This window comes from Nocardia sp. NPDC005998, assembly GCF_040614395.1.
GTDB lineage: Bacteria > Actinomycetota > Actinomycetes > Mycobacteriales > Mycobacteriaceae > Nocardia.
The window spans coordinates 143,334-159,489 of record NZ_JBEXUI010000012.1; the positions used below are offsets into that span (position 1 = coordinate 143,334).

Here is a 16,156-nt window from a genome sequence, read left to right on the forward strand (position 1 = left end):
CAGCATCTCAGCGAGCTCGATCGCATCGTCAACCCGAACACGCGGCACCGCAACAACCTACAGGGTTGCGACCACCACAATATTTCGATAAGATAATATTGATATCATATAATATCATCTCAGTAAGATGCCTTCGGGTAGCGTCTCGAGATCATCGCGGTTCCGGCCGAACGCCAGGCGCCACGATCTGGACTCCAGTCATGCGTTCCCGACTGGGCCGATGCTGATGACGCGGACTACTGAGCTTCATCCACTATCAATGGAGAATTTCATGCCGAATACCGATCGTGTCGCCGTTGTCACCGGCAGTGGGCGCAGCATCGGCCGGGCGATCGCGCTGCGTCTGGCCGCGGACGGGGCGAAGGTCGTCGTCAACTACAAGAGCAATGCCGAGGCGGCCGAGGAGGTCGCCGCTACGATCGAAGCAGCCGGTGGGCAGGCCACCGTCGTGCAGGCGGATGTGGCCGATCCGGCCCAGCTGACGTCGCTGTTCGATGCTGCGGAACACCGGTATGGCGGACTGGATGTGTTCGTGCACAATGCCTATGGGTTCGCTGCCGGTCCGATCGCCGCGGCGTCCGACGAGGACTACGCGCGGTCGTTCGACGCCAACTCCCGAGCCACGTTCGTCGCGCTCCGAGAGGCCGCCAAGCGGGTACGCGACGGCGGCCGGATCGTGTACATTTCGTCGTCGGCCACCCGGGCCAGCGACCCGTCCACGCCGCTGTACTCCGCGAGCAAGGCGGCGGGTGAACAGCTGGTTCGAGCCTTCGCCCGCGAGGTGGGGCCACGGGGAATCACAGTGAACAGCGTATTGCCGGGGCCGACGAATACCGATGCGATGCAGCCCATGAAGGAGATGTTGACGGAGCGGGTCGCCCGGACACCGCTGGGCCGCTTCGGTGAGCCCGAGGATATCGCCGATGTCGTAGGTTTCCTGACCTCTCATGATGCTCGATGGGTTACCGGTCAGAGCATCGCTGCCGACGGAGGCCTCACAGCGTGACAGGCAGGCCATGTATAGCGACATCCCACAGGCTCAGCCATTGACAGTGCGGGGTACAGGTCACGGCCGCCGGCGACGCGTCGGTAACCGACGTACTCCCTACGCCGCCCCGTTCACCCATCCGACCGATTGTTCACGGTCGCCGAACGTCGACCGCTTTGTCAGAAAGGACCGGGCCAGATGGCCGACAGCAGTGCAGTATCGAACAACGAAAACGAATCAGCCGGAGTCGACTTCGACCTGGTGTACCGCGGCGAGACAGCCACCCAGGGCTTGAGCTTCGAGCGGGTGCCCTGGGACATCGGCAGGCCGCAGCCACTGCTCGTGGAGTTCGAGAAGGCGGGCAGTATCACCGGCGAGGTTCTCGACGCCGGTTGCGGACCGGGCGACACCGCCATCTACCTGGCCGGTCTCGGGTACCGGGTAACCGGGCTCGACATCGCGGCCACGGCGATCGACCAGGCAAGCCGCCGGGCCGCCGAGCAAGGGATGTCGATGGTGTTCGAGGTCGCCGACGCAACCGTCCTCGACGGATACGACGACCAGTTCGACACAGTCGTCAGCAGCCAGCTCATTCACTGTCTGAATCCCGAGCAGCGCCACGCGCATGTGGCCGCGCTGACCCGGGTGCTCAAACCCGGCGGCCGGTTGATCCAATTCAGCGCCAACTTCGCCGACGGCGTCGAAACCTTCGGGCTCTATTCCATCTCGGAGGACGAATTGCGTACCACGTTCACGGCGCCGGACTGGTCGATCGTCGGTCTGCGAGCCGGCCATATGGAGGGCACCAGGCCGCCCGAGCAGTTGTTGAATCAGTTCGCACAGTACAACTTCCACCCTGAATTCACCGATGACGGACTGATGCTGATGCCCGTCTGGGCACTGGAAGCACAGCGACTCTGACCAACTCGCCCGTGCGGGTGGCTCGTGCAGCACCGATACGGCGCGGCCACACCGGAGCCTCAAAAATTACGTCTTTGATGTTATATGAATCTCATATCTTATGAGATAGTCTGGTTCGCGTCAGCCGGATTGATCCGGGACCAACTCGAGAAGGAGCTGCTATGTATCTCGTCACCGGCGCAACAGGGGTGATCGGTCGCCCGCTCATGGACACACTCCTTGCGAGCGGAGCGCAGGTCAGGGCGGTGACCCGACAGCCAACCGTGAGCCTGCCCCAAGGGGTCCACGCCGTGACACCCGACGATCTCGACTCCGCCCTGCAGGGCGTCGACTCCCTGTTTATTCATCCACGAGCGACCAAGGACGACATCGCGAGCCTGCTCGCCCATGCCGCCGAACACCGCGTCGGATGTGTAGTAGTGATGTCGGCGATCAACGCCGACGACGAAGTGTCACTGCAGCCTTCATGGTTCAACGGCGACCGCAATACCGAGGTCGAACGCGCGGTTGTGAACAGCGGATTGCCGTGGGTGAGCGTACGGCCGAGTTCGTTTGCGATGAATACGCTTTCGATGTGGTCCGGTCAAGTGGCCAACGGCGACACGGTGTTCGGTCCATTCGCCGAATTCGCTGAGCCACTGATCCACGAGTGGGACGTCGCCGACGTGATCGCACGTGCCATGGTCGATGATTCACTGCTCGGCCGAAAGATCCCGATCACCGGCCCCGAGGCGCTGCGTATGGACCAGCTTGTCGCCATCATCGGAGAAACGATCGACCGGCCATTGGGTTTTCAAGAGGTCCCCTCCGAGATGGCCGCCCAGGGCATGATCGCGCACGGACTCGACAAGCAGTTCGTGGACGCCCTGATGGCTCGATACGCCCGCGAGATCAAACGACCGATCGCGGTGACCACCAATGTCGAGGACATCCTCGGCCGTCCGGCTCTCCCGTTTGCCACCTGGGTAGCCGACCACAAGGATGACTGGTCATAACACGCAGCATTCAGCTCCCGACGCATGGTGGAGGGTTGTACGGCACAGACACCGTGCGGACGGGTGGTTGTGGAGCAGTTTCGGCCACAACCACCCGTTTTTCGTGGTGGCAGGTGAGCTTCAGGCCGAGTCGTCGGTAGGCCTCGAGTTCCCCACCAGGAGCTACATCACCGTCGAAGTCGGCTCCTCCATCGGCCTGCACGCCCGGTCGGCCAACATCATCGCCGAGACCGTGCAGGCCGCCGACGTTCCGGTCACGCTGTCCGTGCTCGGCGGCGAACCCGTCGACTCGGCCGATGCGCCGACGCCGGATAGTCGCGGCAGCGCATCGGATCGGAATATTTCGCGTTGAGCCGACCTGATCGGAACATGTGGTCCGCGAAGCCTTCCCGCCTACTCCGGGTCCATATCGATCGCGGACCCTTTCGGCGAAAGAAGGGCTGCCGCGTCAGGGAAGCGTGTCACCGGGCGCTACGTCGATCGCGGTTCGGTACACCATCGGTCGCGCGGTGACGTCGAGTTCGGGGTCGTTGTTCATCCGCTGGATCGATTGCTGCCACTCCGGATCGGTTCGCGCCGCGTCCAGTGCCGTGCCGCTCGCCCATTCCGCGACATTGATGAACGTCAGCTCGGCGTTGCCACTCACCGCCTGGAGCATTCGGGCGCGAATGAATCCTGGTGCCGACGCCATACACCGAGCGTTGTCCTTCCAACGGCTCAGGAAGCGGTCCTTCTGCGACATGGGCACGGAGAACGCGTTGATGAGTGTCACGGGCTGTTCGGTGCCGGAGGCCGTGTGGCCGGTAGGAAGCGTCATATTGTCATATTAGATGACAATCCTGTTAGTTTGCTACTGGTGATGGCGCGCGGAATCAGCCATTGGATGGTCAAGTGAGTTCCTGCCGCCCCCAGGTCGGCCATCATGTCTCGAACCGGTTCACGGCGCGCCTAACTCCACTCGGGCTCCAACCCGCCCATTTCGGGATCCTCAGCCGTCTCGTAGCTGCCGATGGACGTAGCCAGAAGAATTCACCGATCTCTTGAACCTGGATCCACCGGTGGAGGTCAGGAGTGGTCTGCGCGCGCAGACCACATGGTGTGAGGGCGCGGGGTGGCCGCTGGTCTGCCCAGCTTTTCCACTGTTGTTCCTGGTCGGCCCGACGTGGGCAGGAGTGGATGGGGTCAGGTCGCTGCCGATGGGGCTCGAGCGGTGTCGAACAGTTGCCGCCAGGCGTTTTCGGCGGGCCAGCTGGCAGCTAGATGCCAGATCTGTTGCCGTCCAGACGATGCCAGCCGGGCAGGGATATCGATCAGGCCGGCGCGGATCGTTCGGATGGCGGCTTTGGCGTGGAACAGTGCAGCGATCGCACCGGCGGCGCAGGTCAGGTTGTAGGCAAGATCTGCCAGCTGCAGCCACGCGGCATTGGCCGCGAACGCGGTCAAGGGTCGGGCTCGTCGACGAACCAGAAGAACGGGGACCGGTGCAGCGCTGCCGCCTCCCGGTATACCCCGGCCTCGTCGACGGCGCCGCTGAAGGCGTGGCCGGATTCCAGCGACGGCGGCGCGGCCCGCGGTGCCGAGGCCGCGGACGAAACCCCTCGACGGTAATCAAGTCGTAGCGACCGTCATTCCATGTCCGCCGCTCTCCGATCTACTGACGACTGGCGACGATCAAGCGCAGCGACACTCAGACAGCAGAAGGCAATCGCGGCTGCGACGGTGCGTACAGCGTGCGAGACCTGCCAGCGATCACGCACTGTCGCCCAATCCGGTGGCGGCATCGAGACGATCCAGTCGCGTTGATCGGCGTTGATCGGCAGGTTGACGACAATCGTCAGGATCAGAACTCCGACGAACAGGACCAACGCGAAAGACGGTAGCCAGCGCGCGGCGCCCTTCTTCCGGAAGGTCGCCGCGACGAGAATCGCGGTCGCAAGCAGAGCGGGAAGCAGCGTCACCGTGGCGAGTACATCCAAGCCGATCAGCTCGATTTGCCGGACCTGCGCGTATACCGAACCGACCTGATCGCGCATCGAAAGTTCTAAAACGAGAACCGTAGTGAGGAACCCAGCGAAAACACCACTGAACAGCAGGCCAATTAGTCGGGCGATCCGAGCCAGCATTGGTTCACGCTGTTGCTTCTCAGCGACGAGCATGATCTCTCCATTCTTTGCATTTCGTAATATACGAGATACATATTAGATATGAGATCTGCTACATGCCATATGATTTCCGTAACATTTGACGAAATCGTTCCTGGCGGCACCGCGTGCGGCCTGGCTCACCGTCGCTTATGTCGTGCGCGAATCCCGTTCGTCCAGAGCACAGAGAGATCGTTATTCGGCGGCTGAAGCGCGAAGTGATCGCAGACTTCCTGCTGCGGACCGGCCAGTGGGTCGCGAGACAGCGGAGGAGTTGGCAGAGGCTGAGAGGTAACAGCCCATTTGTATTGCTGAGTTTCTGGCCGTTCGGTTGCACCGCTGACGCTCGGCTTCGTCCTCGGTCAACCTCAGCTCGCCCTTCGGCCGCCCCGACCACTCACCGTCACGCAATCTGTCCCGCCGCGACTGGACAAACCGCTCGAGCCACTCGCCCACCGTCATCGAGGTCACGCCGAGATCGTCGGCCAACCGCCCATAAACTACCCTGGCTCGGCGCAAGCGAGCAGGCCGTTCGATGCAAGCCATCGCATGGCGCGCAAGGGGTGGGTTATTGTCATCTTATATGACAATATGACTAGCTTGCTACTGTTGATGCGTGCCGAATCAGTTGTTGGACGATCGAGGGGTGTTCCTGCTGTCCCAGATCGGCTATCACGTCTCGCGCAGATTCACGATGCGGCTTGCCCCGCTCGGACTCGACCCCGCACACTTCGGGATCCTCAGCCATCTCGCCGCCGCCGATGGGCGCAGCCAGCAGGAACTCGCCGACCTTCTGAGTGTTCACCGCAACGCCATGGTCGGGCTCGTCGATGAATTGGAAGAACGGGGATTGGTCCAGCGCCGACCACACCCGGCCGACCGCCGCGCGCACGCGATCCATCTGTCCGATCGCGCTCGCACGCTACTCGAAGCCGCCGAGGTCGAGGCCAATTCGATCGAGGACGAAATTCTCGCCCCGCTCGGCGAGGCCGACCGGACCCAGCTCAAGCGACTGCTGCGCCGCGTCTCCACACACGCCGGGTTGCCCCCCGGTGTACATCCCGGCCTGCAGCGCCGACAACGCACGGCCCGCACCACATCAGCCGAACCCGCTGATCCAACAGGTAGCGACCGGCCGACACAGTGACACTCGAGAAAGTAACAACTGATCCCAACCGCGGAGCTCCAGACAGCAGGTCGTCACGCAGACGGTCCTGATCGGGAAGTCTGGTGCGACCCACTGCCTGGTTACGCTGCTGCTGGCCGACGAAGGTCGCCAGCCGCATCTGCCTCGACCTACTCAGCTCGGTACGGGCCGGGCGGGAGAATTAGTGGGCGAGTGGGCGCCGGAGCCGATCGTACCGAGTGGATCAATGCAGTTGGCGTCGTCGGCGCATGTTGACGCGCGGACACTGAACCTACTGATGGCCGTTGCCGACGTTGAATGTGCTACGCCGCGTGAGTCTTTCGCCAGCCGGTCCGCCATCGGTGGGGTACACCGATTCGGCTGCGCTTCAGCAATCGAGACGGCAGCTATCGCGTCAGTTCTGCCAGATCCGCGCGTGCCGCACGCCGGGTGACCTTCTGCAGCAGCGGGGTATGCGGGAACCTACACCGGCCACACCGCTACCCCCGAGGACTGCAACACGTCTTCTACACCTCGGCGCTGATCAGCATCCGATACAACGAACAATCGCGAATCTTCGACGACCGCAAAAGATCCGAGGGCAAACGCCACACGCAAGCCGTGCTCGCCCTCGCCCGCCGACGAGTCAACGTCGTTTGGGCACTACTGCGCGACAACCGCCGCCACACACCAGCACCGCCCGCCTCACCCTCCATCGCCGCCTGAGTCCAGACAAAGCAGCCACGAAGCACTCGACATCCCGATTAGGAATCGTTTGCCGGGACGATCGGCACGTCGCCACCGGGTCCAGGTGACAGCGGAACCAGTGCTGCGGCAGGCGGGCTGGCCGGAATGCCAGGCCCAGGCGCTGGCACCATCGGGGGCGGAACAGGTGCAGGATCCAACCGTGGGGCCTGATCACCCTGATGCTCGGCTGGGACAGGAGCGTCGCATCCAGTGGCCGAGTCCGAGGTCTCACATGTCGCGTTCGGGGGCGCGGGAATAATCGGGGCTGCGTGTCCGGATGCCGCCGCGGTTACCATCGATGCCGAAACGCACCAGGCCAGGATCCAGCCCTGCCAGCATCGCGGAGTGCGCATCACAACCACGTCGGGTCCCCGTAAACGGCTGTCGAATTATCCGCAGTAGCTGTGGATATCGTTACGATCGCGAAGGAACGCAGACTGACCTGACCGAGGCATCCGTCGATCTTGATTTCTACCTGATCGATAGATATCGAGCCGTGCGCTCCAGCAAGCATCTTCGTGCCGAGCGGAATGGAGGTGATGGTGCCGGGCTTGATATTCACTGCCAAACTCGGCATGAGCTGTGCGCCGGCACCGACCGCGACTCCTGGCGCGGGTGCGACCGTCACCATCACATTCGGCCCTGCCATGGCGGCCAGTCCGGCAGTGAGACCGTTGGTGACATCGGCCTGGCAGCCCAACTGATACCCCAACTGTACTGTCCCGGAGTTCACCGCGGTTCGCCCGGTTCCGGTGATATCAGCGGCCGCCGTTAGGCTGACGAAACCCTCGTGCGTAAACGGCGAATCAGCCAGATTCGGCTGCCTGTCAACACTTTCCGCAACTTTCGTGATCTGCAGTTCCCAGCCGTCCACGGTGCCGACAGCGCGAGATTTGTCCGCGATCGGATCCGCCGAAGCCGTGGCGCAAGTGCCGAATATCGTGGCGACCGATACAGACAGCAACGCTGCAATCGAGCCCTTCATCAATGTCCTTCCGTAACTTCTGTAGGCGACCCAACGCCGACCTACGTGGAACCAATGTCTTCCGTCGGGTGCATCGCTACCCCGGATCAGTGCCACCATCGCCGGTTGCGATAGCGGCGTTCCCACAGCAACCGGTTGATCAGGGCGACCGGACCGGGCATCGCGGCCAGGAAACGACGCCGCTGTTCAGGCGTTGTGTCATCGAGAACCCAGGGGATATAGACCGCGGCACCCGATGGACCCTGTTTTCGGGCCATTGCGCCTCGGAACGCATCCCAGTCCTTCGGAGTCAGGACTTCCTGGATGAGTGGCAATGCACTGCTTTCCTCGTGTGCCATGTGCTGGCTCAGAATCTCCGTCAGCTTGTGGATGCTCTCCGGCAGATCGGCGGACTGTCGGCGCATCCCCTTCTCGACGGCGGCCAGGGCTGGGTCCAGCGCCGCGTGCTCGGCTTGCATCTCCGCCATCAGTGCCCGGTCGTGCGGGCGACCGGGCAGCGCGTCGAGTACGCGCGGCCATAGCGCGGCGTCCTCGACGCTGTGATGAACATGCAGTTGACGGTTGAAATTCGCCCATCCGGCGCGGACACCAGGCGAGTCGGCGAGACCGGACTCCGCGGCCGCGGCCAGTCGGCTCAGGTCGCGGCGGAAGGCATCGTGCGTCGCGTACATGACGGCGAAATCAATAGGCATAACAGACCTTTCGAGTACGGCAGGACAGATGCGTCTCTTCGGCTCCGACGGGACGAACGCCCATGGGTCAGGTCGCCGTTCGAATTCGGGTCACCGCCGACATGGCGACGCCCGGATCCAGCAGCATGGATGCGCCTGAGCGACCGATTGTCCGGCCACTGGGATGGCAACGATCATCGCGGCCTCCTCCGCCCGGTGAATCGCTCACACGAGTCACCGCAGGGAACCGTAAGACACGAGAATCATATCAATTATTTTGAAATAGATATTATATGATATACGTATCATATCGAGTGATGCTTGCCACTTCGCGATCGGACCAACAGGTGCCCCCGCCGTAAATTCCAGCCCTACTCTGCCGTTGCGGCATCGATCGCCGGGTTCAGTTGGCGCGTGGCGTGGGCCCGAACAGAGGACAGCCGGTCAGGCCTTACCGGTTTGGCGACGGCCCGAGACCGCGAGCACATTCAGACATACGAATGCGATGGTGGCGGCGATGGTGCGGATCGCGTGCGCGACCTGCCAGCGATCTCGTTGAACAGCCCAGTCCGCTGGCGGCGCCCCGACGGTCCACCGATCTTCGGCGGCGGTGATCTGAACGTTGATCGCCGAGGAGATAGCGAACACGGTCAACAACAGCAGCAACGCGGACAGCGCCCACCACTTGGCCGCCCCCGGCCGCCGGATCGTGACGACCACCGAGAGCGCCGCGCACAGCATCGCGGGAATCAACGTTGTACCGGAAAGCCATGGGATCCCGATGAGATTGATCTGCGCTACCTGCGTGTACACCGAGCCGTCGAAGCGCCGCAGCTCCAATTCGAGGACCAGCAGGGTGAGCAGAGAGCCTGCATAGAGACCGGTGAACACTGGCCCGGCGAACCGAGCAACCTTGGCGACAGGACCCATGACGCTGATACTCCTTACTGGGCAACCGATGTGGGAGAGCCAGTCAAATAATGTGAATTCAATATTATATGAAACTGATAGTGTCCACAGTGGCAAATGGACCTCGGTCGGGCCCCGGCGTCGACGACACCGCGAACCGGCGTCATCACCTCTGCCGCCATTGCCGCATCACGACGAGCTCGGCCCATGACTGTTTCGCTCACCACTAGGCTCAAACCTTTGTGCCCCAATGAGATCGGGATACCCACCCACGTCGAACCAGCGAACCCTCCAAAACACGACATGCACGGCGAGTCACGCTGACCGGGATGTTCCGCGCGGCGGCTCGGTTGTGCGGGAGGGGTCAGCGAACTCCCGGATGACCCGGGCGAGTCTCGCTGGTTGGTCGAGTGGGATGAGAGTGTAACTATCTGCTATCTCGATCAACTGTGCCCCCGGGAGGAATTCGACGAGGCGCCTGCCATGTTCGGGTGGCATTACACGGTCGTCGGCCGCCCAAACCACGAGGGCGGGGCGGTCGAAGCTCGGCAGATACTCGGCCGAGGCGAGCAAGAAGCTCGTATCTGCCGCCGCCGCTCGCAGCATTCGCACTGCGTCGCGACGGATCTCCGGCTGAGTCAAGGTCGGCTCCATCCAACCGACGACCGTTGCGTCTCCGCGTTTGGTCAGCCACCCGAACGCGAGCGGGCTCTGCCGCAGCATCCGGAACCGCATTTGCTGCATGAACAGCCCGAACAACGCTGGCGAGAGCTTTCCAGTGAGCATGAGCAGCTTGCCGGTCAGCCCGGGAGGGAAGTTGTCGAACGCCTCGCACGAGACGAGTACGACCCGCCCCACGCGTTGTCGCGCAAGTGCGGTGCCATCGCCCATGAGCAGTTGGACAAGCGCGCCGCCGGTGTCATTGCCGACGAGGGTCACGTCATACAGGTCGAGGCGGTCGAGGAATTCCGCGACCAGCTGGGCTATCGCGGGCAAAGACAGGTCGGCGTCGGCGTGCATCCCGTGCCGATGCGCGCCGAGCGGCAATGTCGGCGCCACGCATCGGTGGTCGACGGACAGTTCGGCAATTGGTCGATCCCACAGCGAAGCGTCCATCATCAATCCGTGCAGCAGCACAATCGTGGGGCCGTCACCGCCGGTGTCCTGGTAGTCGATAGTCCCCGCAGACAGCTCGATCTGCTTCATACCGTTCGCTCCCGCGAGGTATGGGGAACGCCGGAGTGATCCGCTGCCGGATGATCGAACAGGTGCCGGCGCAGGAAAGATAGCTGCGCTTCGACGGCCTGCTCGTGCTTATCCAAGAACGGGGCGTAGTGGGGACCGGATATTTCGACGACCTCCCCGCGTGGGGCGCGGCTCGCCGCCTTCACGGATGGCTTGACGAGGGACGTCTGATCGTGGTCACAGACCATGACAAGTAGCGGCGACTGCACCTGGGACGCGGCGCGGCCGGGCTGATAGAGAGTGAAGCGAAGCGCGGTGCGGGCAGCGATCATCTGCTGCCAGTCCGGGTACAGGTGCGAACGCAGTGCGAGTCCGGTGTCGATTCCGTCCGGCGTCGTGAGCATCGCGACGGTCCCGGGCTCTCCGACGAGCGGCACCAATCGCGGTGGACGCCCCACGAGACTACCGAGGGCATCGAGAACGCCCAGGCCGGTGAAACGTAGCATCGCCAGTGGCTTCTGGTGGCGCATGGCGTTGCGGCTCAGGGCCGGACCGTCGGGGTTCGGTGTCTGTGCGATCGCAGCGCCGAGCTGCGGGTTGCGCGCCGCGACCCGAAAGATGTGACCGCCGGTGGCGGAGAACCCCCAGATTGCGAGTTTGGTCGGATCGACTCCCGGCAGAGTCCGGGCGAAGTCGATCGCGGCCTGCCAATCGTTGAGCTGGTTTCTGGCCGAAAACGCGAGGCGCGGCTGCCCATCGCTCTCACCGACGCGGCGGTAGTCGAAGGCCAGGACCGCAAACCCCGCATCGTTGAATCGCTTCGCGAACTGGTCGGTGGCCGGCTCCTTGGGTACCCCGAACCCGCCTGCCATGATCACGCAAGCGCCGTTGGTTCCCCGATAATGCCAAGCGGCACATGCAGTGTCGCCGCTGACGAATCGAACCTTCTCCCGTTCGACGGACTCGGATGTGTCTTGTTCGGTCATTTGGGGCTGTCCTTTTCTGATAGTTGGGTGCTGACCGGTATGGCTGTTGACTCGCGATGGATGGCCGATCGTGTCGGACTGCTCGAGGGCACGAGCCTGGCGTTACCCCAAGCTGGGAGGCCGGATCGGCCAATGCCGCTCCGCCTCCCCTGACCCGCGGTATGGTCCTCGGACCGCGGGTCGGGCAGGATCCGCACGAGCGGGCGCGGCAACCACCAGTTGGCCTCGCCGGGCAGTTCCATCACGGCAGGGACCAGCAGGAGCCCGACGTCACGTGCTCTGCGCGGGCAAAAGCTGCGAGCACGCTGGTCGCGCAGTCACGCACTGCTGGGCTCGTGATCGGCTGAATGGAGCGAACCGCCAGGGGTGAGGCGGTCGCCCGACTGGCGTGGGAAGTGCTGGTTGATCAGTTCGGTACCCGCGTCGGTGGTGGTGCCGGTCTCCTTATCTCGGGTGCCCGCGGGGACGTGGGTGAAAGAATCGGGCCGTGGTTTCCGGCTTCCGAGTGCCGGTTGCGTCTCATTGCTACCTTTCATCCCTGGCCTCGTCGGGGCTCAGCCGGCGCACCGAGACCAGACATAGTCCGAGGTCGCGGACTTTGGTCAGAACACCGTGCAACGCAGGTTGATCAGCAATCAGGCCAAAGATGGCGGTCTCAGTGGCCTCGCCGTTGACCTGCAGTCCGCCGAACCAGTCGGCCCACCGGTCGTCGAGGATGCCATCGACGCGGATCTCGTAATATGCCGGCCATCCCGAGCCCGTCACACCCGCTCACGGTCCTGGTGGAGGACCAGTGCCCGGCCGCATCGGCGCTGCCGTTCGAGGAGCCCGAGGGCGGCGGCCATGGCAACGGGCAAGGCGTTACGCGCAGGGAACGCTTCCCCGGCGCCCGCGGGACAGGTCGTGTACTGGTCGAGCCTGAGCGCATCCATTGCCGATTCCTCCTGGTGATGGGCATTTCCGTCACCGATACGCTACGAACGCCCCCGGGCCGGCGCGTCACCCAAAGGTGGATATGCAGGTGGAATCTCCGAAGACGCGTCCGGCCCGAAAGTGGTGCCAGGGCAGGCACAGCATTCTCTGGTTGCCGCCCATGCCGGGCGGTCCCACAGCGGGATCTCCTGGTTGGCTCGCCATTACAATCGGCCCAGCCAGCAACCGAGCTAACCATCGCTGGACGTGCTGAGCGGCAGGTTACCGATGGCTGAGCCGTCCGCGGCTTACCCGTTACGAGGTGTCATGTCCGAGCAGGATGCGCTGCTAGCCACCAAATTGCGTGTGCCCGGGCTACGCCTGGGCTTCGTGCCCCGCCCGCGGCTCGTCGGTCGGCTCGACGCAGATCTGGAGCAGGGGCTGGTTCTGGTCTGCGCCCCGGCAGGGTTCGGCAAGACCGGCTTGCTGGCCGAATGGGCTCGAGGTGGCCGACGGCCGGTTGCCTGGCTGTCGCTTGATGCCGCAGACAATGACCCGGCGCGGTTTTGGCGGCACGTGGTTGCGGCGCTCGATCGGGCGCGCCCGGGAATCGGCGAGCAGGTCGGCCCGCTGCTGGGCCCACCTGCCCCAACCTCGTTCGAAGGACTGGTGACGGCGCTGATCAATGAGCTGGACGCTTCGTCCGGTGAGGACGAGGTAGTGCTGATCCTCGACGACTACCACCTGATTGATACACAGCCGGTTCACGCCACGCTGACGTTTCTGCTGGAGCACCTGCCGACAGGTCTGCGGCTGGTGCTGGCCAGCCGGTCCGACCCGCCGCTGCCGCTAGCACGGTTGCGGGCGCGGGGTCAGCTGGCTGAGCTGCGCGCCGACGAACTCCGCTTCGCACCGGACGAAGCGGCAGCGCTGCTGCGTGGAGCGACCAGCGGCGGCTTGCCCGACGCGGCAGTGACGGTGCTTACCGCCCGCACGGAGGGATGGGCAGCCGGCCTGCAGTTGGCCGGCCTCTCGCTGCGAAGCCAGGCGAATCCCGCCCAGTTCGCAGCAGCGTTCAGCGGCAGCCACCGCTATATCCTGGACTACCTGGCCGGGGAGGTACTCGAGCAACTGAGCGAGCAGATGCGCGGGTTCCTGCTGGAGACCTCAGTGCTCGAGCGCCTCAGCGGGGAGCTCTGTGATGCCGTCACCGGCCGGGCGGATGGCCAGGAGATGTTGGAAGGGATCGAGCTGGCCGGCCTGTTCCTCGTGCCGCTGGATGAGGTACGCGGCTGGTGGCGCTATCACCATCTGTTTGCCGAGCTGCTCCGCGCCCAATTGCAACACGAACAGCCCGGACATGCCTCGGCACTGCACCGAAACGCGGCAGCCTGGTGCGAAGCGCATGAGCTCGCCGACGAGGCCGTACACCACGCATTACGTGCGGACGACACAGGCTGGGCTGCACGGATGATCGAACGATACTTTGACGGGATCTTCCGTCAGGGCGAGCAGGCAACGGTGCATCGTTGGCTTTCCGAACTGCCCGTTGAGCTCATCCGGTCACGGCCCCGCCTGTGCCTGGCTCAGGCGTGGATGGCGCTCGTGGGTAGCGACATGGACGCGGCTGGGCCGCGGCTCGACGCTGCTCAGCGGACGCCTGCAGATGCTGGTGAAGAGCCGTTCGAGCCGTCGGTCGGCAGGTCCGCGAGCTGGCTGGCGAACGTCCCCGCAGCGATCGCACTCGCTCGTGCCTGGCTCGCCTATTTGCACGGCGATGCCGAGGGAACGGCCGCGCTCGCCGCACGGGCACTGGCCGAACTCGGCGAGGACGAATGGATGCTGGAGTCCGTAACCTGGTGGCAACTGGGCTTGGCCGAGTGGCTGCGCGGCAGGCTCGTAGCAGCCGAGCAGGCTTTCACGTCGAGCATCGCACAGTGGCAGGGGGCGGACGAGCGTTCCCTGGCTGTTCGAGGTTACTACCACCTCGGCCAGGTGCAGCGCGCCCAAGGCCGCCTGGACGCAGCACTCGGCGCGTACCAGCAGGCACTCGAGATCACCGCACCACGCGGTATGCCGACTCTATCGACTGCTGGCATGGGATACGTGGGCATGGCGGAGGTGGCCTACCAGCGAGGCGAGCTCGATGCCGCCCTCCGGGACGTAACAGAGGGCATCGCACACTGCCGGCAGCTAACCTACACTCAGCCGCTGGCCGCGGGGCTGGCGACGCTGGCGTGGATTCGGCAGGCCAAGGGTGATCCGGCCGGGGCCATCGAAGCGATCGGCGAGGCCGAGCAGCTCACATCGGGTACAACCATGGCCGACCTGATCAACCCTGTTCCGGCGCAATGGGCGCGGTTGCACCTCGCACACGGCGACGTCGTCGCGGCGGCCCATTGGACGAAGGAACGCGACCTGAGCGCGGAGGACGAGCCGGACTATTCCCGGGAGCTCGAGTATCTCGTGCTGGCCCGGTTGCTGCTCGCCCAAGACTTGCCCGGCCCGGCACTTGCACTCTTGGACAAATTGCTCGCGGCGGCGGCCACCCAAGGCCGTGTGGGGAGCATCATCGAGATCCAGGCGCTACGGGCGCTGGCCCTAGCCGCTCGCGGTGCGGAGAACGACGCTGTCGACGCACTGGCCGATGCGCTCACACTCGCCTGCCCGCAAGGCTATGTTCGGGTTTTCGCCGACGAGGGTGCCCCAATGGGCGTCCTACTCCGCCGACTGATCGCGGCCCAGCGGGCCGAACACGCCGCCCCCGGCCTGCCCCTCGGATACCTGGCCCGGGTGTTGCAAGCGCTCAGCCAGCACGGCGTCCAAGGTTCCGAGTCGAGTTCCGCGGCAATGGTGCCGGGCCTGGTCGAGCAACTGACCGCCCGTGAGCGCGATGTACTGGGCCTGCTGGTCGCAGGCAGATCGAACAGGCGGATCGCCGACGAATTGGTAGTCAGTGTCGACACCGTCAAGAAACACCTGACCCACATCTTCGGCAAGCTCGGCGCCGTCAACCGCACCGAGGCTGTCGCCCGAGCACGGCAACTAGGTTTGATTCGCTAGAGCAGCACCCCACCTCCACCGAGGCAGCTCACGGGTTGGTCGAAGGTGCTGACGCTCGCAATCAGGATGCCACTTCGCGCGGTTCCCTTTGGATTTGGAGGTCTGAGGTTCACACCCAGCTCCGTGCGTGGCGATTTCAGCCGCCGCTATCAAGCGCACGTATCAGGACCGGGCTCTCCCATTGTCCCCGGGCCGTCGAGGCGATCGCCGCGATCGGTGCGCACCGCGACGAGAGTGTGGGCGGTGCCGCCCTGGATTGAGTCCGCCTCTCGAATCGCCTGTGGCACAAGATGCATCGGCTCCGACGTACCCGCCCCATCGGCCGTCGACATCGCCATGTGAGATCTGCGCACAGATCGCTGGTCTACCGCCGCATGCTGAACAGCTACGTTTCAATGCCCCGTTCGGCGCCACCTGGGCATGGCAGGCGTTCCACGCTCATAACCGCCGCCGCAGGCTGGATGCGAGGTTAGTTGTCCGCCAACCAGTTTGATATGTGTTCTAGATTATATGGTTCTAGTATTTTA

At 64.0% G+C, this 16,156-nt stretch carries 14 protein-coding genes and 2 pseudogenes; 7 read left to right on the forward strand and 9 right to left on the reverse strand.

Annotated elements, in window-relative coordinates; all coding sequences use genetic code 11:
• Positions 1 to 271 precede the first annotated feature (271 nt).
• From ABZ293_RS18910 to ABZ293_RS18925, 4 genes and pseudogenes are all read left to right on the forward strand, one after another.
• The gene (locus ABZ293_RS18910; RefSeq protein WP_355182199.1) at positions 272 to 1,006 is read left to right on the forward strand and encodes an SDR family oxidoreductase; all 735 of its coding nucleotides are present in this window, start codon (positions 272 to 274) and stop codon (positions 1,004 to 1,006) included.
• Between the two features lie 180 nt (positions 1,007 to 1,186).
• Positions 1,187 to 1,909, forward strand: coding sequence for a class I SAM-dependent methyltransferase (locus tag ABZ293_RS18915; RefSeq protein ID WP_355182201.1), 723 nt, complete (start codon positions 1,187 to 1,189; stop codon positions 1,907 to 1,909).
• Between the two features lie 161 nt (positions 1,910 to 2,070).
• A complete protein-coding gene (locus tag ABZ293_RS18920) occupies positions 2,071 to 2,904 on the forward strand; it encodes an NAD(P)H-binding protein (RefSeq protein ID WP_355182203.1) in 834 nt (277 codons plus the stop codon).
• Between the two features lie 166 nt (positions 2,905 to 3,070).
• Positions 3,071 to 3,196 (forward strand): annotated as a pseudogene (locus ABZ293_RS18925) (HPr family phosphocarrier protein); the annotation flags it as partial.
• A 156-nt stretch (positions 3,197 to 3,352) separates the two neighbouring features.
• Here ABZ293_RS18925 and ABZ293_RS18930 read toward each other — a convergent pair.
• From ABZ293_RS18930 to ABZ293_RS18940, 3 genes are all read right to left on the reverse strand, one after another.
• Complete coding sequence (locus ABZ293_RS18930) at positions 3,353 to 3,721, reverse strand: antibiotic biosynthesis monooxygenase family protein (protein WP_354953986.1); 369 nt, start codon at positions 3,719 to 3,721, stop codon at positions 3,353 to 3,355.
• A gap of 365 nt (positions 3,722 to 4,086) precedes the next feature.
• A complete protein-coding gene (locus ABZ293_RS18935) occupies positions 4,087 to 4,347 on the reverse strand; it encodes a transposase (protein ID WP_355182205.1) in 261 nt (86 codons plus the stop codon).
• A 182-nt stretch (positions 4,348 to 4,529) separates the two neighbouring features.
• The gene (locus ABZ293_RS18940) at positions 4,530 to 5,060 is read right to left on the reverse strand and encodes a DUF1772 domain-containing protein (protein ID WP_355182207.1); all 531 of its coding nucleotides are present in this window, start codon (positions 5,058 to 5,060) and stop codon (positions 4,530 to 4,532) included.
• A 601-nt stretch (positions 5,061 to 5,661) separates the two neighbouring features.
• Between ABZ293_RS18940 and ABZ293_RS18945 the strand changes: the two genes are divergently transcribed.
• Together ABZ293_RS18945 and ABZ293_RS18950 are read left to right on the forward strand one after the other, a co-directional pair.
• Entirely contained in the window at positions 5,662 to 6,192 is a 531-nt protein-coding gene (locus ABZ293_RS18945) for a MarR family transcriptional regulator (protein WP_355182209.1), read from the forward strand.
• Between the two features lie 450 nt (positions 6,193 to 6,642).
• A pseudogene (locus ABZ293_RS18950) lies at positions 6,643 to 6,897 on the forward strand (IS110 family transposase); the annotation flags it as partial.
• A 373-nt stretch (positions 6,898 to 7,270) separates the two neighbouring features.
• Here ABZ293_RS18950 and ABZ293_RS18955 read toward each other — a convergent pair.
• The 6 genes from ABZ293_RS18955 to ABZ293_RS18980 form a co-directional block, all read right to left on the reverse strand.
• Positions 7,271 to 7,903 carry an MspA family porin gene (locus ABZ293_RS18955; protein ID WP_354953978.1) on the reverse strand — a complete coding sequence of 211 codons (633 nt, stop codon included), beginning with the start codon at positions 7,901 to 7,903 and terminating at the stop codon, positions 7,271 to 7,273.
• Positions 7,904 to 7,989: 86 nt separating this feature from the next.
• The gene (locus tag ABZ293_RS18960; RefSeq protein WP_355182211.1) at positions 7,990 to 8,595 is read right to left on the reverse strand and encodes a hemerythrin domain-containing protein; all 606 of its coding nucleotides are present in this window, start codon (positions 8,593 to 8,595) and stop codon (positions 7,990 to 7,992) included.
• A gap of 423 nt (positions 8,596 to 9,018) precedes the next feature.
• Positions 9,019 to 9,504 carry a DUF1772 domain-containing protein gene (locus ABZ293_RS18965; RefSeq protein WP_355182213.1) on the reverse strand — a complete coding sequence of 162 codons (486 nt, stop codon included), beginning with the start codon at positions 9,502 to 9,504 and terminating at the stop codon, positions 9,019 to 9,021.
• 294 nt (positions 9,505 to 9,798) lie between these two features.
• On the reverse strand, positions 9,799 to 10,689 hold the full coding sequence (locus ABZ293_RS18970) for an alpha/beta hydrolase (protein ID WP_355182215.1): 891 nt from the start codon (positions 10,687 to 10,689) through the stop codon (positions 9,799 to 9,801).
• Entirely contained in the window at positions 10,686 to 11,654 is a 969-nt protein-coding gene (locus ABZ293_RS18975) for an alpha/beta fold hydrolase (protein WP_355182217.1), read from the reverse strand. Before ABZ293_RS18975 ends, ABZ293_RS18970 begins: the two co-directional genes overlap by 4 nt.
• 525 nt (positions 11,655 to 12,179) lie before the next feature.
• On the reverse strand, positions 12,180 to 12,419 hold the full coding sequence (locus ABZ293_RS18980; RefSeq protein ID WP_355182219.1) for a hypothetical protein: 240 nt from the start codon (positions 12,417 to 12,419) through the stop codon (positions 12,180 to 12,182).
• A 474-nt stretch (positions 12,420 to 12,893) separates the two neighbouring features.
• Between ABZ293_RS18980 and ABZ293_RS18985 the strand changes: the two genes are divergently transcribed.
• Positions 12,894 to 15,629: a LuxR C-terminal-related transcriptional regulator gene (locus ABZ293_RS18985; RefSeq protein WP_355182221.1), complete on the forward strand. Its 2,736-nt coding sequence runs from the start codon at positions 12,894 to 12,896 to the stop codon at positions 15,627 to 15,629.
• Positions 15,630 to 16,156: the final 527 nt, after the last annotated feature.